The 26,885-nt window shown below is 68.2% G+C and carries 29 protein-coding genes and 2 pseudogenes; 10 read left to right on the top strand and 21 right to left on the bottom strand.

The genetic code is table 11. From position 1 onward, the window contains the following. From AN215_RS30080 to AN215_RS14030, 19 genes and pseudogenes are all read right to left on the bottom strand, one after another. Positions 1–1,747 (bottom strand): tetratricopeptide repeat protein (locus AN215_RS30080; protein WP_079122961.1); only part of this gene is annotated, 1,747 nt, incomplete at its 3' end. Next, a complete protein-coding gene (locus AN215_RS13945; protein ID WP_245694437.1) occupies positions 1,744–2,088 on the bottom strand; it encodes a hypothetical protein in 345 nt (114 codons plus the stop codon). The genes AN215_RS30080 and AN215_RS13945, both read right to left, overlap by 4 nt. Before the next feature lie 284 nt (positions 2,089–2,372). Continuing rightward, positions 2,373–3,668 (bottom strand): site-specific integrase, encoded by a 1,296-nt coding sequence (locus AN215_RS13950; protein ID WP_216093802.1) that lies wholly within the window; start codon positions 3,666–3,668, stop codon positions 2,373–2,375. Next, positions 3,665–3,853, bottom strand: a complete 189-nt coding sequence (locus tag AN215_RS13955; RefSeq protein ID WP_070009395.1) for a hypothetical protein — start codon at positions 3,851–3,853, stop codon at positions 3,665–3,667. Before AN215_RS13955 ends, AN215_RS13950 begins: the two co-directional genes overlap by 4 nt. Before the next feature lie 271 nt (positions 3,854–4,124). Continuing rightward, the gene (locus AN215_RS13960; protein WP_139140734.1) at positions 4,125–6,104 is read right to left on the bottom strand and encodes a DUF3987 domain-containing protein; all 1,980 of its coding nucleotides are present in this window, start codon (positions 6,102–6,104) and stop codon (positions 4,125–4,127) included. Between the two features lie 83 nt (positions 6,105–6,187). After that, the gene (locus AN215_RS29240; protein WP_070009397.1) at positions 6,188–8,149 is read right to left on the bottom strand and encodes a hypothetical protein; all 1,962 of its coding nucleotides are present in this window, start codon (positions 8,147–8,149) and stop codon (positions 6,188–6,190) included. Between the two features lie 101 nt (positions 8,150–8,250). Beyond that, positions 8,251–9,171, bottom strand: a complete 921-nt coding sequence (locus AN215_RS13970) for an RAD23 family protein (RefSeq protein WP_070009398.1) — start codon at positions 9,169–9,171, stop codon at positions 8,251–8,253. A gap of 44 nt (positions 9,172–9,215) precedes the next feature. Continuing rightward, complete coding sequence (locus AN215_RS13975; RefSeq protein WP_070009399.1) at positions 9,216–9,650, bottom strand: hypothetical protein; 435 nt, start codon at positions 9,648–9,650, stop codon at positions 9,216–9,218. Between the two features lie 126 nt (positions 9,651–9,776). Then, positions 9,777–9,998: a hypothetical protein gene (locus AN215_RS13980; protein WP_070009400.1), complete on the bottom strand. Its 222-nt coding sequence runs from the start codon at positions 9,996–9,998 to the stop codon at positions 9,777–9,779. Continuing rightward, entirely contained in the window at positions 9,995–10,525 is a 531-nt protein-coding gene (locus AN215_RS13985) for a helix-turn-helix domain-containing protein (RefSeq protein WP_070031167.1), read from the bottom strand. Before AN215_RS13985 ends, AN215_RS13980 begins: the two co-directional genes overlap by 4 nt. A 406-nt stretch (positions 10,526–10,931) precedes the next feature. Continuing rightward, positions 10,932–11,550, bottom strand: a pseudogene (locus AN215_RS30360) (DUF2637 domain-containing protein); the annotation flags it as partial. 257 nt (positions 11,551–11,807) lie between these two features. Next, on the bottom strand, positions 11,808–12,017 hold the full coding sequence (locus tag AN215_RS13995) for a hypothetical protein (RefSeq protein WP_070009402.1): 210 nt from the start codon (positions 12,015–12,017) through the stop codon (positions 11,808–11,810). After that, positions 12,018–12,767, bottom strand: coding sequence for an exonuclease domain-containing protein (locus AN215_RS14000; RefSeq protein ID WP_070009403.1), 750 nt, complete (start codon positions 12,765–12,767; stop codon positions 12,018–12,020). Next, complete coding sequence (locus AN215_RS14005; protein WP_070009404.1) at positions 12,767–13,423, bottom strand: GGDEF domain-containing protein; 657 nt, start codon at positions 13,421–13,423, stop codon at positions 12,767–12,769. Before AN215_RS14005 ends, AN215_RS14000 begins: the two co-directional genes overlap by 1 nt. Positions 13,424–13,538: 115 nt before the next feature. Beyond that, entirely contained in the window at positions 13,539–13,799 is a 261-nt protein-coding gene (locus AN215_RS14010; protein WP_070009405.1) for a hypothetical protein, read from the bottom strand. 105 nt (positions 13,800–13,904) lie between these two features. Next, positions 13,905–14,267, bottom strand: a complete 363-nt coding sequence (locus tag AN215_RS14015) for a hypothetical protein (protein ID WP_070009406.1) — start codon at positions 14,265–14,267, stop codon at positions 13,905–13,907. Further along, a complete protein-coding gene (locus AN215_RS30750) occupies positions 14,264–14,629 on the bottom strand; it encodes a WhiB family transcriptional regulator (protein ID WP_079122962.1) in 366 nt (121 codons plus the stop codon). The genes AN215_RS14015 and AN215_RS30750 overlap by 4 nt, the downstream gene beginning before the upstream one ends. A gap of 174 nt (positions 14,630–14,803) precedes the next feature. Then, positions 14,804–15,178 (bottom strand): hypothetical protein, encoded by a 375-nt coding sequence (locus AN215_RS14025; RefSeq protein ID WP_070009407.1) that lies wholly within the window; start codon positions 15,176–15,178, stop codon positions 14,804–14,806. A 104-nt stretch (positions 15,179–15,282) separates the two neighbouring features. After that, positions 15,283–15,498: a helix-turn-helix domain-containing protein gene (locus AN215_RS14030; protein ID WP_070009408.1), complete on the bottom strand. Its 216-nt coding sequence runs from the start codon at positions 15,496–15,498 to the stop codon at positions 15,283–15,285. A gap of 203 nt (positions 15,499–15,701) precedes the next feature. Here AN215_RS14030 and AN215_RS14035 point away from each other — a divergent pair, with 203 nt between their 5' ends. From AN215_RS14035 to AN215_RS29585, 6 genes are all read left to right on the top strand, one after another. Further along, complete coding sequence (locus AN215_RS14035; protein ID WP_070009409.1) at positions 15,702–16,058, top strand: GntR family transcriptional regulator; 357 nt, start codon at positions 15,702–15,704, stop codon at positions 16,056–16,058. Between the two features lie 235 nt (positions 16,059–16,293). Next, the gene (locus AN215_RS14040) at positions 16,294–17,517 is read left to right on the top strand and encodes a helix-turn-helix domain-containing protein (RefSeq protein ID WP_245694438.1); all 1,224 of its coding nucleotides are present in this window, start codon (positions 16,294–16,296) and stop codon (positions 17,515–17,517) included. A gap of 58 nt (positions 17,518–17,575) precedes the next feature. Further along, positions 17,576–18,037, top strand: coding sequence for an NUDIX domain-containing protein (locus tag AN215_RS14045; protein ID WP_070009577.1), 462 nt, complete (start codon positions 17,576–17,578; stop codon positions 18,035–18,037). 236 nt (positions 18,038–18,273) lie between these two features. Continuing rightward, on the top strand, positions 18,274–18,828 hold the full coding sequence (locus AN215_RS29575) for a hypothetical protein (RefSeq protein WP_139140736.1): 555 nt from the start codon (positions 18,274–18,276) through the stop codon (positions 18,826–18,828). A 62-nt stretch (positions 18,829–18,890) separates the two neighbouring features. Continuing rightward, a complete protein-coding gene (locus AN215_RS29580) occupies positions 18,891–20,909 on the top strand; it encodes a hypothetical protein (RefSeq protein ID WP_139140737.1) in 2,019 nt (672 codons plus the stop codon). A gap of 359 nt (positions 20,910–21,268) precedes the next feature. Further along, positions 21,269–21,688, top strand: coding sequence for a hypothetical protein (locus AN215_RS29585; RefSeq protein WP_139140738.1), 420 nt, complete (start codon positions 21,269–21,271; stop codon positions 21,686–21,688). Between the two features lie 518 nt (positions 21,689–22,206). Here the strand turns inward: AN215_RS29585 and AN215_RS28645 are convergent. Continuing rightward, positions 22,207–23,120: pseudogene (locus AN215_RS28645) on the bottom strand (tyrosine-type recombinase/integrase); the annotation flags it as partial. Between the two features lie 9 nt (positions 23,121–23,129). Here AN215_RS28645 and AN215_RS29855 point away from each other — a divergent pair. The 4 genes from AN215_RS29855 to AN215_RS14065 all read left to right on the top strand — a co-directional run bounded on the left by AN215_RS29855 (position 23,130) and on the right by AN215_RS14065 (position 26,322). Then, complete coding sequence (locus tag AN215_RS29855; protein ID WP_171904151.1) at positions 23,130–23,402, top strand: hypothetical protein; 273 nt, start codon at positions 23,130–23,132, stop codon at positions 23,400–23,402. A gap of 58 nt (positions 23,403–23,460) precedes the next feature. Further along, on the top strand, positions 23,461–24,045 hold the full coding sequence (locus AN215_RS14055; protein ID WP_070009412.1) for an ATP-binding cassette domain-containing protein: 585 nt from the start codon (positions 23,461–23,463) through the stop codon (positions 24,043–24,045). Between the two features lie 10 nt (positions 24,046–24,055). Further along, complete coding sequence (locus AN215_RS14060; RefSeq protein ID WP_070009413.1) at positions 24,056–25,021, top strand: LLM class flavin-dependent oxidoreductase; 966 nt, start codon at positions 24,056–24,058, stop codon at positions 25,019–25,021. A gap of 74 nt (positions 25,022–25,095) precedes the next feature. Beyond that, positions 25,096–26,322, top strand: a complete 1,227-nt coding sequence (locus AN215_RS14065; protein ID WP_070009414.1) for an erythromycin esterase family protein — start codon at positions 25,096–25,098, stop codon at positions 26,320–26,322. 10 nt (positions 26,323–26,332) lie between these two features. Here AN215_RS14065 and AN215_RS14070 read toward each other — a convergent pair whose 3' ends face one another. Next, positions 26,333–26,866, bottom strand: a complete 534-nt coding sequence (locus AN215_RS14070; RefSeq protein WP_070009415.1) for a hypothetical protein — start codon at positions 26,864–26,866, stop codon at positions 26,333–26,335. Between the last annotated feature and the right edge of the window lie 19 nt (positions 26,867–26,885).

Here is a 26,885-nt window from a genome sequence, read left to right on the forward strand (position 1 = left end):
GCAGGGGGATGGCGCGTTCCAGGTTCTCCGCCTGGCAGTAAGCGCCTGCGAGATTGTTGCGGCTGGTCATAGTGTCGGGGTGAGTGTCACCCAGGACCTGCTCACACTGAGCGAGTGTGGCCTCCAGCAGGGGGATGGCGCGCTCCAGGTCCCCCGCCGCTTGGTAGACACTGGCGAGATCATTGCGGTTGGCCAGAGTGCGGGGGTGAGTGTCACCCAGGACCCGCTCACACTGAGCGAGTGTGGCCTCCAGCAGGGCGGTGGCGCGCTCCAGGTCCCCCGCCGAGTAGTAGGCGTGAGCGAGATTGCTGCGGACGTTCAGGGTGTCGGGATGAGTGTCACCCGCGACCTGCTCGTACTGGGTGAGCGCGGCCTCCCACAGGGGGCCGGCGCGAAGGGTGCGGCCTTGCTGGTGAAGGCGGTTCGCGGCCGTGACGTATGCCTCGGTGAGCGAGTCGTTTCGGTGTTCAGGGGGAGCGAAGGCGGCGAGGTGGATGAGATGGGGGGTGAGGCTGTCCCACTGTTCTTCGGTGGGGCAGTGTTGGCCAGGTCGTGGGGTGAGGCTGTGAAGTACGGCTTGTTCGGCGCGGGCGCGTCCGTGGAGATGCCGAAGTGGCTGACATTTACCCGTCCGGGGCGGAGTGCGGAGGACGGTTTGGACCAGGCGGTGGACGCCGACAGTGGAACCGGTGTCGCTGACCATGCTGTACGCGGCCAGCAAGCCGACAGCTTCCGCGACCTCGTCCGGATCCGTTCCGGGCAAGCTGAGCAGACTGTGGGAGATGCTGTCGGGGGCGAGCCACGCAGCGGTGTGAAGGACCTCCACCGCCAGCGGATCGGCCTCTTCCAACGCGGCGAGGGTGACGTTCCAGACGCGGGCGACGCTGTGTTCGGCGTCGGTGCCATGGGCGGTCTTGTCGAGCTTGGCTGGCAGACGGCGACGATAGGCATCGAGGCTGATACCGCGGTTTTGGGCGAGGTAGGCGCCAGCCTGTTTGATCGCGAGCGGGAAGTGCCCAAGGTCGGCGGCCAGAGCGCGGGCGTCCACCTGCTGCCGTGGAGTGGGGCCGGCATCTTTGAAGACGAGCTGGCACAGCAGGGCGGAGGCGTTCTCGAGGTCGAGGTTTCCCAGCGTCAGGGTGAAGGCGTTGTCGGGCCAGCCGGTGGTACGGCGGCTGGTGGCCAGGTGGTGCCCTTGGTGGAGGGCGCCGGTATAGGGCGCGAGATCATTGGGATTTTCGACGTTGTCGTAGATCAGCAGCCAGCCCGGATGCCAGGCCAGCCACTGCCTGGCCCAGGCCACTTGCGCACTCCGCTCGGCCCTATCGGCCCAGTCCGGAGCCAGTGTGTGCGTAAGGCCAGCAAGTGAGGTCTCGATCTCGTCGGGAGATGAGGCGTTGAGCCACCAGATCAGGCTGTAGCGCTTGCGGTAGTGGTGGGCATAGTGCAGGGCGAGGGTGCTCTTGCCGATCCCTCCCAGACCGTGCACTGCACCGCTCTGTGTGATCGCACCCTCGCTCTGATCGGTCAAGGCACGCCGCAGCTCGGCCAGCTCGTCCTGCCGCCCCAGGCACAAAGGAACTGGCGGAAGGTTCGAGGTCTCCGGGGGCGCACTGACCCTCTTAGGCGCATGCAACGCCTCGGCAGGCAGGACATCACCAGTGTGAGCGTGGTCGATCCGCTTGGCTGCGATCGCACGCTGCCCGGGCGCCACGATGCGTGGCTCGGACCTACCGTCGTTGCTCATGACTGTGGCGTGGTGTGACCGTCACCGGTGATCGCGGTACCGATGTGCTGACCTGCAATCGACCGCTCACCAGAAGCCGTAACGTTCACCCTGCTCGCGGGGGCGGGCACCATTGCGGATAGTTCCTCCCACAACTGGGGATCGTCCTGCAACGCGCGCTTGAGGAGCCTGCTCAGGACGGCCCTGGTGTACGCCTCATCCTGCTCATCAGCCGCATCGTCCACCACCTGCTCCAGCTCCGCGCGGCCCTGCTCGTCTCCACGACGCCACACGGTCTGAAGAACCCGTTGCCCCAGGTTCACCGTGGCGTCTGCAGCAGCATCCTGAGCACGGGTCAGCACGGCCGCACCATACGCGCTCACTCCGGCCGTCACAGCGGGGGCGGCCTGCTGCACCCACTGCGCGATATCCGAACTCACCACACGCTCAACCCCCGTCACGCACCAACGAGTTACTGGTACATCCCCAACAGTCGTGCACCCCAGCGTAGGTGCCCCCAACCCCCCTACGGGAGAAACCATCGCGGCCCAGGGAGAACGAAGCCATGAGAAACACTAAAGGGACTTCTGGTGAGGTTGCCCAGAGGCCATAGCAAGGTGGGGGACCGCCTCTTCGATCTTCCCGGCTAACGGTACTGCTGTTCCGGGGCGTTGTTGTCCTCCACGACCCTCTCGAAGGCGTCTGCGACGTTTACAGCGCGGTCGCTGATGACATGCGCGTACACGCGCAGCGTGATTGCGGGATCCCGGTGCCCGAGGCGCGCTGAGACCACGTGAACGGGGACCTTGGCCAAGAGGAGCATGGTCGCGTGCAGGTGGCGGAGGTCGTGCAGCCGCGCCTTCGGTAGCGGCTCCGCCGGGGGGTCGTCCTTAGCCGGGGCGTTGTACGAGGTGATCAGCTTCGACATAAGCCATGTCACGGTGTCGGGGTGGATCTGCTCGCCGGCCTCGTTGGCGAAGAGGAAGTCGTCTGCCTGGGTCGGTCCCATGCCGAGCTGATGTCGCTCCGCGTCCTGCATGTCGCGGTGCCGCTTCAGGACCTGGGTGGTCGTCTGGTCGATGCTGATGACGCGGCTGTGCCCCGTCTTGGTCGAGCCTTGGATGCGCTCGCCCTTGACGAAGGCCGTTGAGCCGCGGATCGTCAGCTCGCGCTTGTCGAGGTCCACGGCTGACCAACGCAGGTACAGCAGCTCGCCACGGCGTGCGCCCGTGTATGCGGCGAGGTGGTAGAAGGCGCCGAGCCTGTGCTCGGCGGCGTGTGCAAGGAAGCGTCGCAGCTGTGTCTTGTCCCAGACGGCTTTTGGCTCATGCACCTCGCGACGCGGTCGTTTCGCCCGCTCCACAGGGTTGTTGGACAGCAGCTCTTCCACCACAACCGCGTCGCGGAACGCGCGTCGGAGCACGGCGTGCACGTAGTCGATGGTTCGGGGTGACAGCCCGTGCCCGGTGCGTCCGCCCTTGCTCCTGAGCTCCATGTAGAAGCGGGTGATCGTTGCGGGGCGGACATCTTGAAGCGGCATCTTGCCGAGGTGCGGAACGATGTAGCGGTCGATGACGCCCCGGTAGCTGTCGAGAGTGCGGGGTTTGATCTCGGCGGCGTGCACCGCTATCCAGTCGTCGAGGTAGGCGGCTACGGTGATGCGGTTGCGACGTACGTAGTTGCCTTCGCGTGCTTTGACGCGAGCCTTGTCGCGCTCCGTTTTGGCTTCTTCGGCGGTCTCGAAGCCGCCGACCCAAGTGGGCTTGGATGTCCCGGTCTTCGGGTCGTACACGTTGACGACGTACGACCAGGTGGCGCCGCGCTTCAGGATGCCGTCGCGCATGTTCACGCGGTACGCGCGCTTTTGCCTTGCTGGCCCGGGTTCCTGGCCTCCGTTGCGGTCGTCGTCCTCGGGCGGTTCCGCAAGTGCGGTCTTGGTCATGGGGTTTCGATCTCCCTTGAAGTGGCGGCACTGGTTGGCGGGTTGGCGGTGAGGTAGAGGCGTACGAGGTGGCTGGGTGGTCGGTCGGGGTAGGGCCGGCTGATGTCGAGCTCGTCCAGGTGCTCGGCGAGGTGGTCGCCGGTGCGGCGGCATTCGTCTTCGGCGCCGTGGAGGCGGATGCGCATGGTGGGATCTCCGGTGGTTTTCGGCCGGGCAGGCGCAGTTGCGGAGGGTGAACGCAGGGGCGGCGGACGCGCTTGGAGGGCGCAGACCGTCAGCAGAATCAGCACAAATCCCTGAGCTGGGCTGATGAGCTGCTGACGGGTGTCAGCGAAAGTCAGCACTGTCAGCAGTAATTGGGAGCTCCGGGAGTTGTGCTGACTGTGCTGACATCTGCTGACACCGTGCTGACAGCTGTTTTCGCAGGTCAGCTGTTTGTGCTGATTCTGCTGACAGTTAGCGGGCATCGGCGTCCTCCACGGGGGCGTGCAAGGACGGGTGAACGCGGTACGTAGCGGACTCCGGTCGGCCTCGCTGGCCGGTTCTCGTCGGTTCTTCGCCCTTGAGGTAGCCGTGGGCTTCGAGGAGTTGGAGGGCGGGATCGACCTGGCTGACGGTGCGGAAGCGGCGGGAGGCGGCGACGGCGTCGCGGCGTTTGATGGTGCGGCGGTGGGTGCCGTCGGCCTTGGCCCGGCTGAGCCAGTTGAGGATGGTGCGGGCGTCTTCGGTCGCGGGGTCGGAGCCGATGAGGTCGAAGACGGCCAGGGCGTGCTCGGTGTAGTAGCCGGTGATGTCGGCGGCCCGGTGCACAGTGTCGGCGGTGAGGGGCTGGCCCCAGCCGCTGGTGAGGTGGTCGGCGAGGTGGAGCAGGCAGGCGACGCGTGCGGTGGTGCCGACGAGCTTTCCGGCCCAGTCCTGGAGGTGTTCGAGGGGCTGTCCGGGCCGTAGCTGGACTTCGAGTTGGGCCTGGAGTTCTTCGACGGCCTGGTCGGCGAGCGCGTCCATGGTGAGGGTGACCGGTTCGGGAAGGTCGGTCAGCGTCCGCAGCAGTGCGTCGAGGCGGGAGGCGTAGGTGTGGGCGACGGCGTCGGGCACGGGTGTGGTGCGGGTCTTGCGGTAGCCGAGGTTGGAGGCGGGGAGGGCGTAGAGGAAGCGGGCGAGCAGGCCGCGGTCGCGGGCGCCGTGGGCGTCGCCGAGGTCCTGGAGGACTGAGGGTTGCGGGGTGATGCCGATCGTCAGCGCCGGTTTGTCGATGGAGGGCTGTTCGCGGGTGATGCGGTCGGTCTCCAGGCGTTCGCCCTTGTGGCCCTTGAGGAAGACGCCGAGGTTGGGGCGGGCGCTGTAGCGGCCGGCGATGATGTCGAAGAGGTCGCCCTCGGGAGAGAGCACGGCAAGGCACCGGTGCAGGGCGAGTTGGTGGGTGAGCGGTTCGGGGGTGATGTCGCCGGCGGCCGTCAGCCGCGGCTTGGGCGGGACGACGATGTCCTCAGCGAGCATGCGGGCGGCGGAGGCCTCGGCGACCAGGTGCTCTGAGGCCTGGTCGGGTTTGCGGGCCTTGGCCATGAGGGCTTCGGCTTCGGCCTCGGCGGCGTCCTTGGCGGTCTGGGCTTCGACGCGGGCGGCGCGTGAGGCGTCCTGGAGTTGCTTCTCCATCTCGTAGATGGGCGCGGTCATCAGGGCGAAGACGTCGGACTTGCGGGAAGCCGGCGGCATGGCGCAGACGAGGTAGAGGTTGGACTGCTCGACCCAGCCGGGTCGGATCTGGATGTGGACGCGTCCGCCGGCGGCGGTGGAGAGCGCGGCGAGGGCCATGGTGGCGGCCATGTCGGGCGGGGTCTGGGTGAACTCGGCGACTGCGGCGACGTGTTCGCCGACCCACTGCGGCAGCGCGTCGACGGGGAAGACGGGCAGCGCGGCGTGAGTGCCGAGCGGGACGGGCGGGGGCCAGCGCTCGGCGGTGCGCAGGGCGGCGAGTTCGCGTTCGGCGTCGGCGGCGATGTCGACGCCGGCCTCGCCGGCGGTGCGGACGCGGCTGGCCGTGCGGGTGGTGGTCTCGATGATGCGCCGCTCGACGGCCTTCTCGGCGACGATCTCGGCGTAGTGGGCGCCGTTGGCTGCGGTGGGTACCTTCTGCACGAGGCTGTGGAGGTAGCCGGGGCCGCCGACGCGGTCGAGGTCGCCGCTCTTGCGCAGGTAGTTGGTGACGGTGATGGGGTCGACTGGCTCGCCGCGCTCGTGCATGCCGACGATCGCCGTATGGATGGTGGCATGCGCGGGCCGGTAGTAATCGTCGGCGTCGACGAACGCGGTGACGTCGGCGATCGGGTCGAGGCCGGGCGATTGCAGGAGCATGGCGCCGAGGGCGGCCTGCTCGGCGTCCAGGTCGTGCGGCATGGACGTGTCGAGGCCGCCCGCCTCGCCATCTTTGGGGCGCAAGGGGCGGATGTTGTTTGAGTGGTCGTGCTGGGTTGGCTGGCTCACGTACGGCCTTCCACAAGTGACGTGCGGGAGAGGAAAGTTCAGGCGGCTGCGTCGTCGCGCTCGGCGGCGTCGGTGTCGGCGGTGGCCCAGATGCCGTGCCGGACGCGGGTGACGCGGCCTTCGGCGGCGAGGCGGCGCAGGGACTGGCTGACGGTGGGCAGCGGGATGTCGAGGTCGTGGGCGATGACCCCGGTGCGGGCCTGGTCGCGTCCGGCGAGGTAGGTGCAGATGGCGCTCTTGGCGCTGTCGTCGGCGGGGACGACGGGCGCGAGTTCGTCGACGTCGGCGTCCGCGGCGTCCCCGTTCTTGTCGAGGGACACGGCCGCGGGTTCGTCGGCGGGTTCGGGGGTGCCCCATGCCTCGTCGCGGCGCTGGCGCCAGGTGACGTAGTCGGTGCCGGCGGTGGCTATGCCCTCGGCGCACAGGGTCGTCGTCTCGCCGGTAGTGGCCCACTCGAAGGGGTCCTCGACGAAGTGCGTACGCATGACGGACGAGCGGGCCTGGGGGCCGAGGCTGTAGCCGAGCCCGGAGCTGGAGGAGCCGTCGGGGAACTCGCGGGGCAGGGCGTGCGGGTCGGCGGGGATGGTGCCGTTGAAGGCGACCTGCCCGGACAGGCGGTTGGCGGTGCGCAGGACGACCACATTGCCGGCGGCGACCATGTCCCGCAGGGTCATGGAGTTGCCGAGCTGGGCCAGCAGCGGGACTTGGGTGACGAGGCGAAGCTTGATGCCGCACTTGCGGGCCATCTTCGCCAGGTCTTCGACGATCTTGACGTTCTGCGGGTCGGCGAGGACGGCGTGGGCTTCTTCGATCGTCAGGCACAGCAGCGGCAGTTCTTCGGTGGGCGTGAACGACGCCTTCCCGCGGCGCAGTCGGCCCTTCTCGTCGACCCATTCCATGCGCGCGAGCAGCTTGTTGCGGCGGTACATCTCCCGCTGCGCGGCCTTCAGCAGCTTCTTGCCCTCGGTTACGGAGTCGGCGAACCAGTCGACGGCGTCCTGCCAGTCCGGCAGGGACTGGCCGCGCTGGGGGTCGATGACCCAGGAGACCATCAGGGGTGAGTGCCGCTCGTAGGCGAGGAGTTGGTCGAGCAGGCGGGACTTGCCGGCGTCGGTGGTGCCGGCGATGAGGTCGTGGACGGGCCCGGAGCCGGGGCGCCAGAAGCGGTAGAGGGCGTGGCCGCCGTCGGGGTAGACGCCGATCGGCGCGATGCCGGCAACGTGGTCGAGCAGCTGGGGGCCGGGCCAGGGGTGGACGGCCTGGAGCGGGTTGCGCTTGTAGACGGCGAGTTCGGCCTGGTTGTTGGCGCCCTCGGCGGTGGCCTCGATGACGACGGATGAGGGCGGGACTCCGAAGGCGGAGGCGATGCGGCCGGTGGCGGCGACGGCCTGCTCGGTGGTCAGTTCACCGGGCGGGAGGTTGATCAGCGCGCCGATGCCGTTGCCGTCCTGGCGGCCGACGAGGTTGGTGAGCCAGGAGCCGGTGAGGGCGCCGCGGTCGTGGGCGACGCGCTGTTCCCACAGCTCGATCTCCTCGCCGAGGGCGCCGTCGACGTCTCGGATGCGGTGGTGCCACCACCAGGGGATGCCGGCGGCCAGGAGCCAGATCAGGAGCAGGCCGGGCATGGGCGGGGCGATGCCGCCGCGGGCGGCCATGGCCAGCAGCAGGGCACCGGCCGTACCGGCGGAGGTCAGTGCGTAGGCGCGCTCGCGGGGCCGCAGCGGCCGGTCTTTGAGCCTGCGGCGGCGCAGCCACCAGGTGGTGCCAGCGGCGAGCGAGGCGTCGAGGAGCAGGGCGGTCTTCCATCCGTCGGCTGCGGCGCCGCAGGCGGCTCCGAGCGTGCCGAGCGTGATGGCGGCGTGGAGGGGCGCGAGGGGACGGCGGTGCCGCCAGGAGAAGCGCACGATGCCGCGGCTGGTGCGGAAGAGCGCGCGGGCGGTGAGAACGGCGGTCTCCAGCTTCGAGCGGCGGATGACGATGCGAGGGCGGCGACGCAGCATGACGCGGGGCTCCTTGAACAGGCCTGCGGACGAGGGGAGATGGGGGCGCGAGGTGGGGCCGGGGTCCGGCCCGGCTGGCTGCCGGGCCGGACCGTCGGTTGTCAGGCGGTGTAGAACTCCTTCTTCGCGCCGCCCTCGGGTGCCGAGGCGTAGGCCTCGGCGAGGGCCTGGTGGGTCTGCTGGACGTGCTGCGCGGTCTCCATCGCGCTGCTGGCGCGCGTCTCCGCGGCGACGGCGCGGGCGTTGGCCGCCTCCAGCCGTGCGCTTGCGGACTCGGTCAAGGCGCTGACCTTGCCGAGGGTTTCGGAGTCCAGCTCCAGCTCCGTCAGGGAGCCGACCATGGTGTCGATGCGCTCGGCGTCCTGTCGGGCGCGCTCGGCGTCGGCCTGGGCGTCCTCGAGTTCGGCGTGGGCTTCGACGGCGATGGAGTTGAGTTCGGCGAGCAGCTGCTCGTAGCTGTGAACCTCGCCGCCGGTGACGGTGTTGATGGACACGGGTGTGGAACCTCCCGAAGGGGATGAGGGATTGGGGACAGGCCCGCCGCTCGGTGCGGCGGCGGGGGTCTTGGGCGCGCTGGCCGAGGGAGCGCTGGTGATGACGTGGACGGTCGCCTTGCCGCCGTCGTCCTTGGTGCTCGGCTTCGCGGCGGGTGCGGAGCCGGGGTCGTCCGGCGGCGTGCCGTCGCTGTCCTTGGCGGCCGAGCGGTTCCTGCGGGTGTCGGCCCAACGACGGGCGCGTTCCTTGCCCTTGGGCCACCCGGCGCGGAAGCCATCGATGAAGCCGCGGGCGACGAGGAAGCTGCCCAGGCCGATCGTGACGGCGCCGGAGGCGACCTTGACGCCGGAGCTCGCGCTACGCGGTGCCGGGCCGCCGCCGCGGGCGGCGAGCTTGCGCCGCCTGTCCGCCTTGGCGTGCCGGCGGTCGCGTCCGGTGCGGTAGTTCTCGCGCACGCTGCTGGTGGCGTTGCTGACGCCGTCGCCGACGGCCCAGCACAGCGCCAGGATGATGATGACGAGACCCACAGGGCCTCACCTCCAAAGAGAGTTGGGTTGATGGGTGGAGCGGGTCAGAAGAGGAAGCCGCCGATGGCGCCGAAGGCGCCGGCGATCGCGCCGACGACGCCCATGACCACCGCGCCGGCGGTGCCGGGGATCGCCACCCCGGCGACCGGCAGCACGGCGGCGCAGGCGAGCGTGCGGTTGGTGATGGCCCTGTTGACAAGGTCGAACGCGATGACGAGGAACGCCACCAGGCCGATGAGCCCGACGGCCGCGGCGCCGGTGTAGCGGCCGATGACCGTGTTCACCGCCGTGTCCGCCCAGCCGACCGCCGTACGCAGCCAGCCGCCGACGGGCGTGCCGACGATCCCCACCACGCCGGCGAGGATGAGCAGGACCGTCAGCCGTGGGGCCGTCCGGCGGCCGACCGTCCGCAGCAGCACTGCGGCGATGAGGCACAGCACACCGACGGTTACGGAGATCGAGGCGTCGAGGAACGACATGGAATCAACTCCCTTCAAGATCAACTTTTGTGACATTCGGTGATTGTGGGGTCGCGCGCGCCTGCGCGCGCCTCCGCGTTGGCGTGGGCGGGCGTGTGAATGTCGCCGTGAATTTCACGCGCCCGCTCACGCTGCGTGAGTTCGGTCGAAGTGGCGGGCCCAGGCGTCGAGGTCGTCGGCGACCTGCTGCCAAGCCCTCTCGCGCTCCTGCGCGGGGAGGTCGGCGAGCCGGGCCCGCAGCTCGTCGAATGCAACGGCGGCCAGAGCAGCGGAGGTTGGCGCCGCGGCTCGCTTCGCCGCGAAGTGCGCGGCTTCGCGCTGGCGGCGGGCCTTCTGCCGGCGGCTCATCGGGCCTCACCACCGCTGAGCGGGACCTGCGGCCTGCGATGCTGGGCGTGAGGGGTGGAAGTCCACACGCCCCAGCGGCTCTTGACGGCCATCCCGTCGGCGGCGAGGTACCGCAGAGCGCAACTGACAGTGCTGCGGGGCAAGTCGAGCTCGTCGGCGATCTCGCCCGCGCGGGACTCGCCGTTCTCGTCGAGGCGCTCATGCACCTGTGTACGGATGCGGGCGGGAACGGCCCAGCCGGGCAGGTGGCCGTAGCCGGGGTGCAGCCGCTTCGCCGGTGCCGTCAGCACGAGGCGGACGATGCGTCCCGCGCCGAAGCAGGCGAGCGCGGCCAGCGCCAAGCCCGGTGCATCCGACGGCGAGTACGTGGGTGAGTCACCGATGGCCGCGGATGCGGCGAGGATGCCCGCGTAGAGACCGGGCAGGGCGCAGACGATGTCCGCCAGGTCGGCGAGGACGTCGAGCGCGTTGGCGACGATGACGCGCGGTGTGTGCCAGCGGCTGTAGCGGATGATCTCGTCGGACACGGTGCGGTACCTCATTTCTGGTTGGTGGTGCGGTCGTTGCTGGTGGCGCCGTGGGTGGTGGGGGTGAGCAGGCCTTCGGCGGCCATGAGCGCCTTGGCCTTGGACTGGCGGCAGCCGAGGAGATCGGCGCCCTGGCGGATCGAGGCGGGCGCCTGTCCGTTGGCGGCTAGGCGCCGCAGGTGCGCGCGGCGCTCCTCGTCGGTGCTCGGCTTCTCGGCCCCCGGCTTGGTCGCCGCCTTCTGCGTCCGGCCGGTGGCCCGGTGGGTGCGTCCGGTCCTCGGGCGGGACGCAGTCGAACGAGGCGCGTCCGGAGGCGCGGCGGGTGCACCCGGGCGGGGTGCCTCCGGTGCGGACGGGGTGCTTCCGGGCTCGGGTGCGTCCGGTGCCGGGCGGGTGCGGTCGATGGCTTCGGCGAGCGGGACGCCGTAGCGGGCCAGCCGCAGCGGCAGCCGCATCTCCTCGGGCGCGGTGCGGCGCCAGCTGCGGCCGTAACGGGCGCGCAGCTGCTCGCGGTAGACGGCCCAGTCCTGCTCGATGGCCACCGCGGTTTCGTAGCTGCGCAGCTCCCACAGCTTCATGCGTCGCCACAGGCCGAAGGTGGAGGGGAAGGCCAGCAGCCAGCGGGCCAGCCGCACGCCCTCCATGTGCTTGTCGGCCGTGATGTCGGCGACGCGTCCCACCGCGTGCCGGGCTGCCTCCACGGCAACGATGAACAGGATGGGGATGACGGCGTGCATCCCGACGCCGAGCGCGTCCGGCCACGCTGCCGCCGCGTTGAACGCGACCGTTGCGGCCGTCAGCAGCCACGCCGTATGACGCAGCAGCGGGAACGCGATGCGCAGCCACGTCAGCAGCAGATCCAGCGCGAGCAGGACGACGATCCCGGCGTCGATGCCGATGGGGAAGTACGGCGCGAAGGCACCGAAGCCCTTGCGCGCGGCCAGGTCCCGTACGGCGCTGTAGGAGCCGGTGAAGCCGATCGCGGCAATCACCAGCGCCCCGAGCACCACGACGGCGATCAGCAGCCAGCGCACCTTCGATGGGTCCGCGGTCTGCCGCGGCAGGTCGTCATGGTTGTCCTCGTCGGACGCCGGCGACTCGTCGGCCGTCGGCTCTTCGGCGGGTGATGCGCTCCGAGGTGTGAGTTCGGGAGGGATGGGTGTGAGGGGACGGCCGTCCGCGGCGACCAGGCCGCCGCGGGCGGGCGGCTCGGTGCCGTTGACGGGGATGAGCACAGGGTGCGACACGGTCAACTCCAGGCAGATTCAGCAGCGTTCGGGGGTCAGGAGGTGGTCTGGCGGTGCTGGGCGATGAGCAGCGCCAGCCAGCGGCCGTTGTTGGTCTGGCCCGCGTAGGAGCCGTCGGGCGCCCAGGCGTGCCACCAGAGCGAGGGCCGGCCGAAGTAGCGCTCGACGGTGAGCGCGATCGTGTAGCCGTCCAGCAGGCCTGCCTCGACGGGAAGCCCGAGCAGGGCGGGGAATCGCATGGCCACTCACCCCTCCCTGCTCGCGCCGACGAGGGAGTGGGGCAGGTACGGCCAGGCGGGCTCGACGTATGCCTCGGGATCGGTACGGCGCAGGTACTCCTCCAGCCCTGCGGCCTGCTGTGCGGCCCAACTGATCTGGGCGTCGTGCAGCTTGAGGAGATCGGCGCTGCCGATCCGGCTGTGTTGGGTGCCGATCCGCCAGGCGATGCGGGCCGCGGCCAGGGCGTCGGCCTCGGCGGTGTGCGCCGACTCGTGGCGTACGCGGTAGTGCGCGGCGAGTGCTGGCAACTTGCGGGAGCCGCGCCGGTAGCGGTCGATCTGCCGGTCGAGCACCAGCGGGTCGATGACTGGCGCCACGTCCAGGCCCGCCAGGCGCTCGACGAGGGGGAGCACGCCGTGCCGGCGCGCCTCGCGGTCGAGCAGGGTGAGGTCGTAGCGGGCGTTGAAGACCACCACCGGAACGCCGGCGCCCAACTGCTCAGCCAGAGCCGCGGTGATGTCGTCGACGACGTCGGCGGCATCGGAACCCTCGGCACGCGCCTGGTCGGTCGTGACTCCGTGGATCGCCGTGGCCTGCTCGGGAATCTCGACGCCCGGATCAGCCATCCACGTGCGGCTGTCGGAGGCCCGACCGCCGCCGACGGCGACCACGGCCGCGGTGACGACACGGTCCTTCTCCGCGTCCACGCCGGTGGTCTCGGTGTCGAAGGCCACCATCCGGCCTTGCGCCCAGAGGGAGTTGACACGTGCGGTCATCACGCAGCCCTCCCCTCGCGAGCGCGGGAGGCGCCGAGTCGTCCGGCTCGGCGACCGTTGACCGTTTTCTGAGTGCTGGCGGGACCGTCAGCGGTAAGCCAACCGCCACCGCCGCGCTTGACGACGTACATGGCCTCGTCGGCACGCCGCAGAGCGAGCGCCAGATCGGGTCGCGGCAGTTCGCCGCTCCAGCAGGCTCCGATCGAGGCGCCCAGCTGAAAGCGGTCGCGGCCGTGGTCGACGGGAAGGCACAGCCCTCGGTGCAGCGTGGCTAGCGACCGGTGAAACGCCTCCGGATCGCCAGCGCGCACGGCGAGCGCGAACTCGTCGCCGCCCAGGCGAGCAGCGGCGCCGTCGGCCGGCCGGTCATCCAGCCATTCCGTCAACCTGGAGCCGCTGGCACGGATGGCCTGGTCGCCAGCCGCGTGGCCGTAGGTGTCGTTGACGGCCTTGAATCCATCCAGGTCGATGAGGACCACGGCGCAGTGGCCCCCACGCAGCATCCGCGCGGCACGCCGCTCGAAGGCGGTACGTCCGGGGAGGCCGGTGAGCGGGTCGCGGCGCGCACGGTCAAGCTGGCGACGCATCCACACCGTGTGGAAGCCCCAACCGGCCAGCGGTACGGCAGCCGTGGCCGCAGCTATCAGAGCGCTCATGCGGCCCTCCCCGTACGCGCGGGCTGGCAGCTGTGGGCGCGGGCAGCGCGGCGAGCGGCCTTCTGGCTCCGGTACGTACGGCGCCAACCGCAGTCCGGGCAGCGGGTCTTGGCACTCATGCGATCCGCCTCCCAGCCAGCGGCAGCGGCCCGGTGAGCAGCTCCTCGGCCAGCTGCGGCTCGTACTCGGGTAGTTGACCGAGCTGGTCGAGGGTGTCGATGAGGACGGAGAGCGGCAGTGCATGGCCGTCGTAGTGCGCGACGACCGCGGCGCGGGACGCGCCCAGCAGCTCGGTGTGGTCGTGCCGCAGCGCGGCCAGCTGCCGACGCAGATACGTGTTGCTGCGGGCGAGTTCGGAACGTGTCGGGGTCGACATGTGAGGAGAAACCTCCACAAGTAGGGCACCACCGGGCCGCACGGGGCTAAGGCGACGGGCCTGCGGCCCGGCGGAGTCAGGACGAGCGAGAGAGCAGAGAGCGGGTCAGCGGTAGGTGGTGAGGCTGCGCATCACCAGCACGCAGCACGTGATCGCGACAGCCGAGATGCCGACAGCGATGGCGACCACGGCGACCGACAGCAGCAGTGAGACCAGGACGACGCCCACCGCCAGCGCGCCGGCGGTGCCGACACCCACAGCCGAAGGCTTGAACTGCCGTCGTGCAGGCGCCTGTTGACCGTGGTCGTGATGCGAGCAGCAGCTTGGCGCCGCATTCGTGTGCGGGCCGACGGCTACCGCATGCTCGGCTGGCGGTTGGGCCGCCGGCGCCAGTGAGGCGAACTGCCGGCCGGAAGCGTCCGTGAGCACGTACGCCTGGCTGGTCTGCGAGTTCGTGTGCTCGGTCATGCGGCCTCACCGCCGACCTGCCGTGCCCGCTTGCGCCGCAGCGCTCGGCGCTGGTTGGCGGTCAGACCGCCGAAGACGCCGAACTGCTCGTTGTTCTCCAGCGCACGCTCCAGGCACGCCGCCCGCACGGGGCAGGACTCGCAGATACTCTTGGCCAGTTCGATGTCCGCGGGCCGGTCGGTGAAGAACAGCTCGGTCTCCACCTCGACGCACGCGGCACCGGCCTCCACGTCCGGGTCGGCGCCCGGCACCGGCGGGCCACCGGGTCCACGGCGGTTCGGGTGCACGTACGGCGCCTTGGCCTGGCGCAGGTGCGGGCGGGAGGAGCCCACCACGCGGATCGTCACAGGACGAACAGTCATCTCAGCGCACCCCCTCACGCTCAAGCTGCGGGCCGGGCGTCCACATGTGGCCGCAGCTCCCGCACACCTCGCGGGCAGCCGTACGGCACCGCGAGACGGACGTCGCGCTCTGGCAGCGCGGGCAGCGAGCCGTCGCGCAGGCAGGACGCTGGTCGTAGAACGGACGCGTCGACATCACGCCGCATCACCACCGCGGCCGGTGTCAGGGCCCTCGACCGGGGCGTAGACCTGCACCTGCCGGCCGCCGACCAACACATGGGTCTCGAACAACCACGTGCGGTCCTTGAGGGGCTTCACCAGGGCGATACCGCCAGCCTCCTGCGCGATACGCGCGACCGCCTCGCACCGCTCCCCCGGCTCACCGTCGAACTCGGAGACCTGCACGCCGATCGAGCCGTCGGTATGCACCACCACGTACAGATCAGGAAGGCCAGGAAAGCCCTCCAGGAAGTCCGCGATCAGCCGCAGACTCGCGACTGTGCGGGACCTGCCCAGCTCATCCGGCCGGGCATCGACCGCCACATCGGCGGTACGCTGCTCATTGAGCATCGTTGAACTCCTCAGTTCACTCGCGATGTCGGGCCTCGGTGAGGTTGACCAGGAGTGGCAGCTCCCGTTCGGCCGTTCTCGCCGGGGCCTCTTGCTGTTCTCCGTCAGGCGGCCTCGACCGCCGGCGCCGTGCCCGCCGAGCTCACGTACGCGTCGTACGCGGGCCGCGGGATCCGCAGAGTGCCGCGGCCGGCACCCACACGGATGGCATGCAGCCGACCGGCCTCGATCTCGCGGTAGACAGTGGCCACGTGAACGTCGAGAAGTGCGGCGATGTCCTTCACCTTCAGCGGCCGCTGGTTGGTCGTCGGCTTGGACAAGTTGAACCTCCTGAGTACGTCGCAAGGGGCGCTGCTTTCGCATGCACCACCTTGCTTTGCCGTATGTACATGGTTGAGCTATGTGCACATAGTTGTCAAGCGATCGTGTTGCCTTTCTCGGCGAGAACCTGCTCGTTCCCCGGTCATCTGCGATGTGCTCAACTAGGTACGGCGACGACCAGGTGCACATAGGAGGATCCGGAGTGGGCGAGCAGACGGGGCTGCCTGAGTACCGACGGGTCATGAACGACCTGCGGCGCCAGATCGCGAACGACGTCCTCCCGCTGGGGGAGTCCATCCCGTCGACCGCGGACCTCATGGAGGAGTACGGCGTCTCGGTCACGGTCGTCCGGCGCGCAGTCGCGGAGCTCAAAGGGGAGGGTCTGCTGCGCGGCCAGCCCGGCAAGGCCGTGTACGTGCTGGCCAAGCCGAGCGACTCGGCATCTGCCCACACTCCGGAGTACGAGGCGATCATGGGTGAGATCCGCGCGTTGAGGGGCGAGATGCAGAGCCTCGCTCGTCGGCTCGGGCAGCTCGAAGATGCGGTCGGTCCTCAGTAACGCGGCTGAACAGCTGGTTCACCCGGTCCGACAGATCGTGGGCTTCCTCAGCCATCTCCCGTAGAACTACGGTCAGTTCAGCGCGCTCGCTTTCCGTCAGTGCCATGTCCCGAGCTCCAAGCCGTGCTGCGGTTCGATCAGTTGCTCCAGTGGCTATGACGTTAGGAACGGAACGCCGCAGCACCCCGGAAAAACCTTCCGGGGTCCGACCGGACCGCGGGGTGAAGCTCTGTCCATGCGAGGAATGACGGAGAACCTGACCATCGGTGAGCGCGTCGCTTGGTACCGCCGGCGGCGCGGAATCCCCCAGGAAGCGCTGGCCGGCCTCATCGGACGTACGACGGACTGGCTGAGCAAGGCGGAGAACAACCGCATCGACCTCGACCGGCTCTCGGTCATCAAGTCCCTGGCGGACGCGCTCGACGTGTCGCTGGGCGACCTGCTCGCCGAGCCGACGCTCATGGACTGGACGGCCGACAGCGGCCGGCGCACCGTCCCCGCACTTCGCGAAGCTCTCATGGACTACCGGCAGTTGACGCCCCTGCTCGGCATCCCGACGGAGGGTGAGCCGCCGGCACTTCCGGAACTGCGCTCGAACATCGCCGACGTCCTCGACGCCTACCAGGCATCCCGCTACGGCTACGCCACTCGCCGGCTCCCGCTTCTCCTGGCGGACGCACTGCTCGCCGCCCGCTCGTACACCGGTCGCGAGGGCGAGGAAGCGAACGCACACCTGGCCATGACGTACCAGGGGGCGGCCCAGGTGCTCGGCAAGGTGGGGGAGACCGAGCTGGCGTGGATGGCCGCCGACCGAGGCCTTGCCGCGGCCCAGCAGAGCGGGAACCGTTCTGTCACCGGCTCCCTCTTCCGCTCGGTGGTGCACTGCCTGCTCTCCACCGGTCGGTTCAAGAACGCCGTCCAGCTCGTCGACGACGCCTCGACCGTGCTCGAACCAGAGCTCGCCGACGCCTCACCCGGCTACCTGTCCGTGTACGGGACGCTCTTCCTCGCTGGCTCGATGGCCGCGGCACGCGCCGAGGACCGTTCGACCACGCAGACGTACCTCCGGGAAGCCGAGAACGCCGCTCGCCGGCTCGGCGCCGACGCGAACCACATGTGGACGTCCTTCGGCCCGACGAACGTCGGCATCCACCGCGTGGCCACAGCGGGGGAGTTCGGCGACATGCAGGTCGCGGTTGAGCTCGGCCAGGACCTCGACGTTACGGCGCTGCCGACGGAACGCCGCGTACGGCACCACCTCGAGGTCGCGCGCGCCCTCAACGCCTGGAACCGTACGGACGAAGCCCTCGACAAGGTCCTCGAAGCCGAGCAGGACGCCCCCGAACAGGTCCGCCACCACTACCTGAGCCGCGAACTCGTCGTCGGCTGGGTCCGCGGCACCAAGGGCCAGCCCTCCCGGTCGGTCGCCGACCTGGCCCATCGGCTCCGCGTCGTGTGAGCCGGTTAGGGTCGGTGGGGTGAGCGAGCACCGAGCCGAGAACGAGCACGAAGCCAAGATGGCGCGCCCGCGCATGGCAGCGGGCGCGCTCTTCTTCGACGAGCACGACCGAGTGCTCATGGTCGAGCCCGCGTACAAGGACTACTGGGACATCCCTGGCGGCTACGTCGAGAAGGGCGAGTCCCCCCGCGAGGCGTGCATCCGCGAGGTCCGCGAGGAGCTGGGCATCACGCCAACGATCGGCCGACTCCTGGTCGTCGACTGGGCACCGAACCCGGGGGAGGGGGACAAGGTGCTGTACCTCTTCGACGGGGGAGTACTGAGCGGCACCGATACCGAACGTGTGGTGCTGCAGACGGACGAACTGGTCGGTTTCGCGTTTCACGATGTCAACAAGTTGGTTGCTGTGACGATCTCGCGACTCGCTCGACGCATCGCGGCAGCTGCTTCAGCTCGACGGAGTGCGAGCGTTGCCTACCTGGAGCACGGCGAACCAGCGGAAGGGCCCACCTTCCACTGACCTGTGCAGTCCTGACGTGTAATGCGGCTGCCTGGCAGTCGCACTGCATGCAGCCAACGTTTGTTTACCACTCGCCATGTTGTACACCGTGATCGAGTCATAATTCGCTGGCGCTCATGAGTGTGAGATCGGCCTAATCATGCGTGCTCATCGGCGCGGCCGCATGCTCCATTTTCCCCTCAGCAACACCTGTATCGCGAGATACACGGGCCTGGCTGGAATTCAAGGGTTGCGGTGTGGCAACTTCTGAATGGGGAAAATCTTTTCGATTGCCCTTAACTCTGATCACCCGCAGTCTGGAGCCCTTGCGTACCGAGATTTCTCGATCGGCGACAAGGGATCACTCAGGGGTGGGGGATTTGGATGTTCTGCAAGTAGCTACGGGTGCCTCCAGTGTGCTGGTGGCTGAAATGTTGATGACCGGTTGGAGGTCCGTTCGCAACACGATGTCCGGAATCTTTGGTCGTGGAGGCGAAAAGTCGGCCGAAGAGGAGCTGCAACTTCTGGACGCCGCCCATCGGCGCCTCAATGAGAGTTCAGACAATGAACGTGATGCTCTCGTCGGGGCAGTGCAGCAGGAGCTGACAATTCAACTCGCAGCCTTTCTGCAAAAGAACCCGGATGCCGTTACTGAACTCCAGGCGCTGGTGGATAATGCAAGCGAGACACCCGACAGGTCGGGCATGCAAGTAAATGCACACAGCAACACCGATAGTCAGGTAATCGTCTCCGGTGGGTCCGTCAGTCCCGGTGGCAGCATCGTCTACCGAGCACCGGAGCGAGACGGGTGAGTGAAAGTACTCTCCCTACACGTATGCCACATTCCAATGATTTCCCCCGGATTGACCCCCCAGTGACATCGCTGCACGTATCGGTTGAGGGTAATGATCGCTCATCGATCATCATCGCCGGAGGTTCCGTAAATACCTCGGGCAAACCACCGCTACCCTCAATCGACATTCCGAGAAGTGACATCGAAGCTGTACGGAAGGCCTGGGTGCCGCTCACTCCCAGCGGGGATAACATCCCCACGGCTACCGAAGCTGCAGAGTTGTTAGACGGCATAGGACCCGGAATTGCAGTCGTCTCCGGTCCCCCTGGATTCGGCAAGCGCGCTATCGGGATCAGGGCTTTGTCGAAGACCTCAAGAATACTGGAGAGAAGGGGTCGACAAGCCCTGCTACTGAAGGAGATACGGCCCGACTGGGAGACCCCTGAAACCCCGGATACCTCGTTGTTGCCTGATGAGCCCGGCACCGGCTACCTACTCGATGTCGCGGCAGAGATCGGTGCCTGGAAGGACCAGCGCCGAGTGGCCAACGAGTTGATCAGTCATGGTGAGGCCCTGCGACGAATAGGATCTTACCTGGTAGTTATCAGTGATGAGGCCGGCTGGCCCGAGGAAGTTTCGGGGACGCTAGCCAAAGTGGTCGTTCGAGTCAAAGGCAGACCATCACCCCATCTCGTAGCGCGGGCTCACTTGGAACGCGTCCACTGCATGCCGGAACGCGGACAGTGGCTCAAGTGGCCTACGAACGATTCAGAGATGGTGGGGGAGGCAGCACACCTCCTCAGCGACCGTTCTAGTCCGGCGGACGCCACACGACTCGCGGGCATCCTGGCTTCTGTTGACTACACACCCGCTGGACTGGCGTCGGCCATAGAGCAGTTCCAGCAGTGGACCGCTGAAGTCGACTCTGTATTCAAGCGCACATTGGAGAGCCCGGACGACCGTGCCTTACTAATCGCAGCAATCTTTCTGAGTGGTGAGGACCCGCTAGCAATTCAGAGCGCTGCCCGCAAACTACTTAACGAAGCGCCCGTGCGGGATGTTCGCACGATCTTAAGTGGGCCCGACCTAACCGCTCGCTTAGAAGGCGTCGGAGTAGAGGTCGCTGGACGGCGAGCAAATGTGGACCACAAACCGGGCTATGCGCGTGCCGTGCTGCTCCATTTGTGGCGGCAGCGTGCCGATATCCACGGTCCATTGCTGGAATGGGTCGACACGATCACCGGACCCAGACAGCCCGGTGTTATCCGTCTGGAATACATTAGCGACCTCTTGGTTCAATTGGCCGTTGCCGAGAGTGATATCCGCGTCATTGACCAGATTCGCAACTGGATCGACAACGGGAACGACAGCGTCGAGCATCAGCAATTGATTGCCGACGTGCTAACCACCGCTGCAGAGGCTGACATATTCGGACCAGCGGTCCGCGCTCGACTTCTCACTTGGGCTCAGGACGACTCTGAGGCGGTAGCGCGGGTTGTTGCGCTTGTGTGCCAAGGTGCATTCGCAGATCGCTATCCCCGTCAGGCGATGGTCCGCCTGCGACATATCCTCAGTCGACGTGAGCGTGATAGCGCAGTGCGAATTGCGGAAGAGGCACTGCACATGCTCGCCCTTCGCGAAATGCATCTGCCACGGGTCTGGGAGTCAGTCACTAAATGGACCAAGGAAGGGAATGGCCTAGCTGGTCACCGAGCCTTTCTCTCACTTGTCGATCCATATCCTGATCCTTCAGTGGTGCAGCTCTTGTTGGAGGCTGCTGGGAAGGGCCAACAGGTCAGGGATGCGTTGGTGGATAGTTGGAGCGCTGCTCTTGCCGACCCTCGTGTTGACACCGAATGCCGCCAACTATTAATCGCTTGGGCTCGCGTGCGCTCAGAGGGACTTGTTGCGAAGCACACGGTCACCGACATCCTTCAGGAAGTGGTTAGGCGTCACCTGTACTCCAGCCCCATCTCCGCTCTTGTATTCGGCGAACCTGAGATCCGATATGACCACGCGGTCATCGAACTGCGCAAGGATCTCAGGCTGCCCTCGTCAGAGAACAATCCGCATATCGGTGAAGATGCTGTGGAGTCCTGATCGTGTTCTATATGAACTCTCGGCGCGCCGCGCGCAGAAGGCTTCGACGCCGTCTATCTCGCTTCTCCGCCCGGGTTCCCAGCCTTTACCCAGGGATCGGGTTCAACGCTCGAATCACGGCTACGGTTCTCAACAGCCCGCCCTACCCGGCGCCAATCGACGACATAGCACACGACGTTCGAACATCCCTACGCTCAGCGCTTTCCGATCTTTCTCAGGCGTGTGATCCGTCGGATTTGCCCTCAGCTCGGGACGAGTGCTGGCGCCATATGGCCCGTGTGCGAACGCTTCCGACCACGCCGCCGATCGAATACCACGGTGCGCTCACTCTCGATCTACTCCCTCACGACCAGACCGCTGTGACTGCTCTCCTCGATGCCCAGCGTCGGCAGACTGTCGTCGACACCGTGCGGAGGCAGAGGGGGGAGGCGATCGCGCGAGAGTTGTCCGTACCAGCCGGGCTATTGGTGCGTTGGTCCGAACAGGAGCAGCCGAACTGGTCCGACCTTCCCGATCTCACAGAGATAGCCAAGACTGCGCAGGCGTTCGCGGAGTATCGGCCTGAACATGAGCGAACGCTTGAATTCGAGGCGCTCGAAGTGCTTCGCGACTTTCTGAGTAGCTTCCCTGACAAACCTCAGAAGGAGATGCTTTACACAATTCTGGCTCAAGGCATGCGGCATGCCCAAAGACCTGCGCATGCCGCACGAGTGGAGAAACTGCTCAACGGCCACCTGCGCGTCGATCCGTTGAACGATAGACGGACGACCGGCACATGAGGAGCGTGCGGGAACCTGCGTCGACGCAGTTGGCCATTGGAAGTGGATGCCGACCATGAGCACAACGCTCTGGCGCTGGCTCCTGTCACCTCGGACCAGCTGGTACGCCTGGCGCCTGACGAAGTCTCGTCCGGGGGACCTCTCCTTCGACACGGCATGGCGAGAGACGAGGATTCGCCGGCACCCTGACGAGGCGCCCTACCAAAGCAACGGTCACCGTCCCCCCAGCGACTCTCGAGAATGATCAAGGTGGGTGACTGTGTGTAGTTCATTGCTTAGTTGCGGAGCGCTGTGGCTAGCCCGAGCTTGCTAATGATTTGCTAACCGGGCTCCCGCACACCCTGCGAATCAGGTCCACAGATCCAGCGCCTGAGGCCCACTGGGGCGAGAACCACGAGGTCAGCAACCCGCGCGACCCCCACCAGCTCGCTCGTAATGCGTAGGTCGGGGGTTCGACTCCCCCAGGCGGCTCACCCTGAACCCCAGGTCGGAAGTGCTCCGACCTGGGGTTCTTTGCGTCAGCGGATGCGTCGGCGCCGCCGGGACCGCTCGCCGCGTGTCCGTCCGGTCTCAGCCCTGGTCACAGACGTGGCCCGGGGCGGCGGAAGGAAGGCGTCTCCCATGCGCCGCATCGCCTCCTTGGAGAGTTCCGACCCCCCTTCACGTACCGCCGTGTCTGACTGATCTGGGTGTGCCGCAGGATCTCCATGATCGTGGGCATGTCCACTCCCAACTCGCTGAGGATCGTGTCGGCGGTATGGCGGCTCCCGTCGTACAGGCGACGGTCGCTGATACCTGCTTCTGGGAGTAGTTCCTTGAACTCCTCCCAGTCATGTCGCGGGCCGTAGGCCCGTCCGTCCGGACGCGCGAATACCGCGTCGTGCTCCTCACACAGGTCTCCGGCCGCCTCGCGCTGCACTTGCTGAGCCTCGCCATGGGCGAGGAGGTGGGGGACGAACGGGGGCGGAATCGGTACGGGCTCCTGACTCTTCTTCGTCTTGGGGCGGGTGAAGACCAGTCCGCCGCCCTGGCGGTCAGGGCAAGCGCTCGCGTGCCGACGACAGCGCTTCGGGCAGGGGGGCGGGCAGCCGCGCTTGTAGTGCTTGTGGGCGGTGCAGAGTTCCGGGCACGGTTCGAAGCGGTGCAGTCGTGCTCCACAGGCGTGCGGATTTTTGCAGCTGTGCTGCCAGGTAAGCCGTTGAAGCTGCCAGCGCGGGTGGAACAACTCCCGTTCCAAGTCCACGTACTGCCACCGCAGTTCCAGGCATTCGCCCTGCCGGAAGCCCATGCCCACGCCGATGATCCAGCGCAGGGATGTTGGGCGCTTGGCTGCAGCCAGTAGGAATGCCCGAGCCTCCTCCATGGTGAGGGGATTCGCCTCGACCTCGTCCACCGAGGGCGGGTCCACCAGCGTGGCGACGTTCTCTGAGATGTTCGATTCGTGACGCGTGGGTTAGCTCGCCTGCGGCGTAAGGCTCGCGACGTACTGCTCAAGCTCGTCGCGTCGGATGCGCCGCAGGCGGCCCAGCTTGATCTACTTCAGGCGGTGCAGCAGTTCTTGCGCCTGTTGGAGGGGCCATCCCGTCCGCGTGCGGAACTCGTCGGCACCCAGGTGTTCACCGGTCCGGTCAGCCAGTTCGTCGATCCGCTTCATCTGCTCTGTCCGGATCTCGACCCGCGTATCGGGGGACGTGCGCTCGGCGCGTACGGCTGACAGGAGTTCGGGAAATTCGGTTCAGGCCGCATATTCCTCGAGGAGATACGAGGCCTGGTTGTTCGACGACGTGCCGATCGAGGAGTACGACCTCGACGACCTGCAACGCCACATGGGCGTCATCTTCCAGGACTTCATCCGCTACGAGATGCCGGTCCGCGACAACATCGGCTTCGGCCGCATCGATGCTCGCGAGGACGCCGGGCGCGTCGCCGAGGCGGCACGCGCCGCCGGTGCCGACGCGATCGCCGAGGCGCTGCCGCGCGGCTACGACACGACGCTGGGCCGTCATTTCGAGGACGGCCACCAGCTCTCCGGCGGCCAGTGGCAGAAGATGGCCCTGAGCCGGGCGTTCATGCGCCGCGCCCCCCTCGTCGTCCTCGACGAGCCGACGGCCGCCATCGACGCGGAGGCCGAGGCGGAGATCTTCGGCCGGCTCAGGGACGTCGCCCGTGGTGCCACGTCCCTGGTCATCGCCCACCGCTTCTCCACGGTCCGAATGGCGGACCGGATCGTCGTCATGGAGAACGGCAAGGTCATCGAGCACGGTGTGCACCAGGAACTCATGAGCGCCGACGGCGTCTACGCCCGGCTATTCCGTCTCCAGGCCTCGGGCTATCTCACCGAGGCCACGTCTCCCTAGAGGTCGAGCGATGCACGTATCCGTCCTGTACCCCGTGATGCCGACGGACCCCCGGCCCGTGGCTCCCTTCGCCGCGCTCGTCTCTGACGGATGGGCGGCCCGCCTCTGGCAGGGGCAGTCGCTCAGCGCCGACACCCAGCAGGTCTTCGCGTATCTGGCCGGCATGGGCCATCGCGTCCCGGTCGGCACCTCAGTCGCTCTCATGCCACTCCGGCACCCGCTGGACGCGGCGATCCAGGCGCGCTCGCTGGCTGTGCTCACCGGGCACCGCATGGTCCTCGGACTCGGCCCCGCGACACCCGACTTCGTCGCCGGGCTGCACGGGAAACCGTACGACAGCCCGCGCGACACCTGTGTGGAGTATCTGACCGAGGTCCGGCGGCTGATCGGGACCGAGGACGGGGACGCCGCAGCCGCCGCCGGCGCCCCCGTCGGCCTGCCAGGACTGCCGCACCCGGGTGTGGAGGTGGGACTCGGCGTGCTCCGGCCGACACTGGCGCGCGCGGCCGGCCGGGTGGCTGACACGGCGATCAGCTGGATGACCCCGCCCGGTTACGTCGGTGACACTCTGCTGCCCGCCATGGCGAAGGGGGCGGCCGAGGCGGGCCGCGCCGTGCCCCGAGCCGTCACCGTCGTGCACGCCGCCGTCGACCGCCCCGGCCGCAACGCCTACCGGCTCGCCTACGCGGCGGCCCACCTTCACCTCGCCGGACCGCACTACGCCGACATGCTGCGCCGCGCCGGCCTGCGCGTCCACCACAGCCGCCCGAACTTCGGCGCCCGCGCCCTGGTCGACGCCGGCGTCTTCCTCCACGGCACACCCGAGGACATCGCCGGGCGGCTGGCCGATTACGGTCGGGCGGGGGTGGACGAAGTTGTCGTCAACATCGCGGGCGTGTATGCCGAGCATGGCCAACCGGACGCCGTGCGGGACCTGCGGGAGATCCTCGCGGCCTGCCGGGAGGCGACAAACTGACCCACGACTGGGTGCGTGCGGCCCGGGCGCACCGACGCGCCGCCCGGACGCACGCAGGGAGGAGAGGCACCACCGTGCCCGACGACATCGTCCGCTGGCTGACCGAGCACGCCCACCCACTGAGCACTCTGACACCCGGCGCGCCCACGCAGGACCTGAAGCCTCTGGGCGAGGCCCTGCGCGGGACGCGGATCGTGGGACTTGGCGAATCGACCCACGGCACCGCCGAGTTCTTCCGGCTCAAGCACCGCATCATAGAGTTCCTGGTGCTCGAGGAGGGGTTCACCACCCTCGCCATGGAGGCCAGCCAGTCCGCCGGCCATGCGCTCGACGCCTACGTGCGGCACGGCATCGGCGATCCCGAAAGGCTCGTCACCCGGCTAGGCTTCTGGACCTGGCGCACCCGGGAGATGGTCGACGTCGTCGAGTGGCTACGCGCCTACAACCGCCACCTGTCGGAGGAGCGCCGAGTCCGCTTCGTCGGCACGGACCCCCAGCGCTGCGCTGACTCCGCCGACGCCGTCGCAGCCTTCCTGCGCCGGACGGTGCCCGTACGGGCCGGGGACACCTACGCCCTTGAGGTGCTCGCCCAGGCCCGCCCGGCCTCGCAGCCCGACCCGGAGCGGGCGCTGATGCGGCACGCCGAGGAGATCGCCCGCCTCGTCGCGGACCGGCGTGAGCGGTCGGGGCCTGGCGACGGCGCGGACGAGGCCCTGGAGCACGCGCGGATCCTCGTCCGCGCCGCCGACCTGGTGACCCGCCCCTTCGACCCCTCGGCCGGCGAGGACAGCATGTTCGCCGCGCGCGACCGCTACATGGCCGAGGCCGTTACACGCCTCGTGGACGACGACCCGGGGGCGCGCGTCATGGTCTGGGCGCACAACGGCCACATCGCCAAGGGCACGTACGGGGTACGGGTTCCTGCCCTCGGCAGCAGGCTCCGGGAACGGTACGGCGACGCCTACTACGCCCTGGCCCTCTTCTTCGGCAGGGGATCCTTCCTCGCCCGGCGCGGCGACGACCTCCAGGGTCCTCCGGTACCGCACCGTATCGGCACCGGCATACGTTCCCTGGAGGCGCGGCTCGTAGATGCCGTACGTGGCGACTACTACGCCGACCTGCGGACCGGAACCGCGCCCTGGCTGAACAGCCCGCAGGCGCAGCGCAGCTTCGGCGCGAACGTCCCTCGGTTCGCCTACCGCTTCCACACGGCCCCGCTCGTTCCGGCCCAGGACTACGATGGCCTCGCGTTCGTCGCGCGCTCGACCTGCTCCCACCCGCTGCCCGGGACCGGGGTCTGATGTCCTCGCGTCAGGGCCACAGGTCGAGCGCGGCGTTCAGAGTGAGCTTCCACATCGGCTCAGCGCCGGTCCCGAAGGCGGCAGCGAGGGCGTATCCCACGGACGCGTCGTACGGGTCCGGAATCCGACCGGAGTCGCCTTCCGTCTCCCACTCCGCGGTTACGTTCCCGTCGCCGGACGACGTGAAGACACCGAGCAGCCAACCGTCGCACAGCAGTCTGCTGGTGCCGAGGGAGTCCGGCACCAGCAAGTATCTGCGCCCCCGCGTCACGGAGACGACCTCCACCCGGTACGACCGCCGGGTCAGGAACCCCTTGGCAGGGCGCAGGGCCTCCTCGGCGACGTCGACGGCCAAGGTGAGCCGCTCGGGGTCGCGGGTACCGATCGGCACTTGGCTCTCCGGAGTTGTTCCGGGAGCACGGCGGACCTCGACCGTCGGTAGTCCGTCACCGCTCACGGTCAACGTCCCTGCCTCGTGATCGAGTGCGATGACGACCGGGCCGAAGCGCGAGTCGTCGGCGGGCCCGTACACGAGCGGCTCCATCGGAACGCCTCCCTCTTGA

This window comes from Streptomyces abyssalis (genome assembly GCF_001751365.1).
Classification (GTDB): domain Bacteria; phylum Actinomycetota; class Actinomycetes; order Streptomycetales; family Streptomycetaceae; genus Streptomyces; species Streptomyces abyssalis.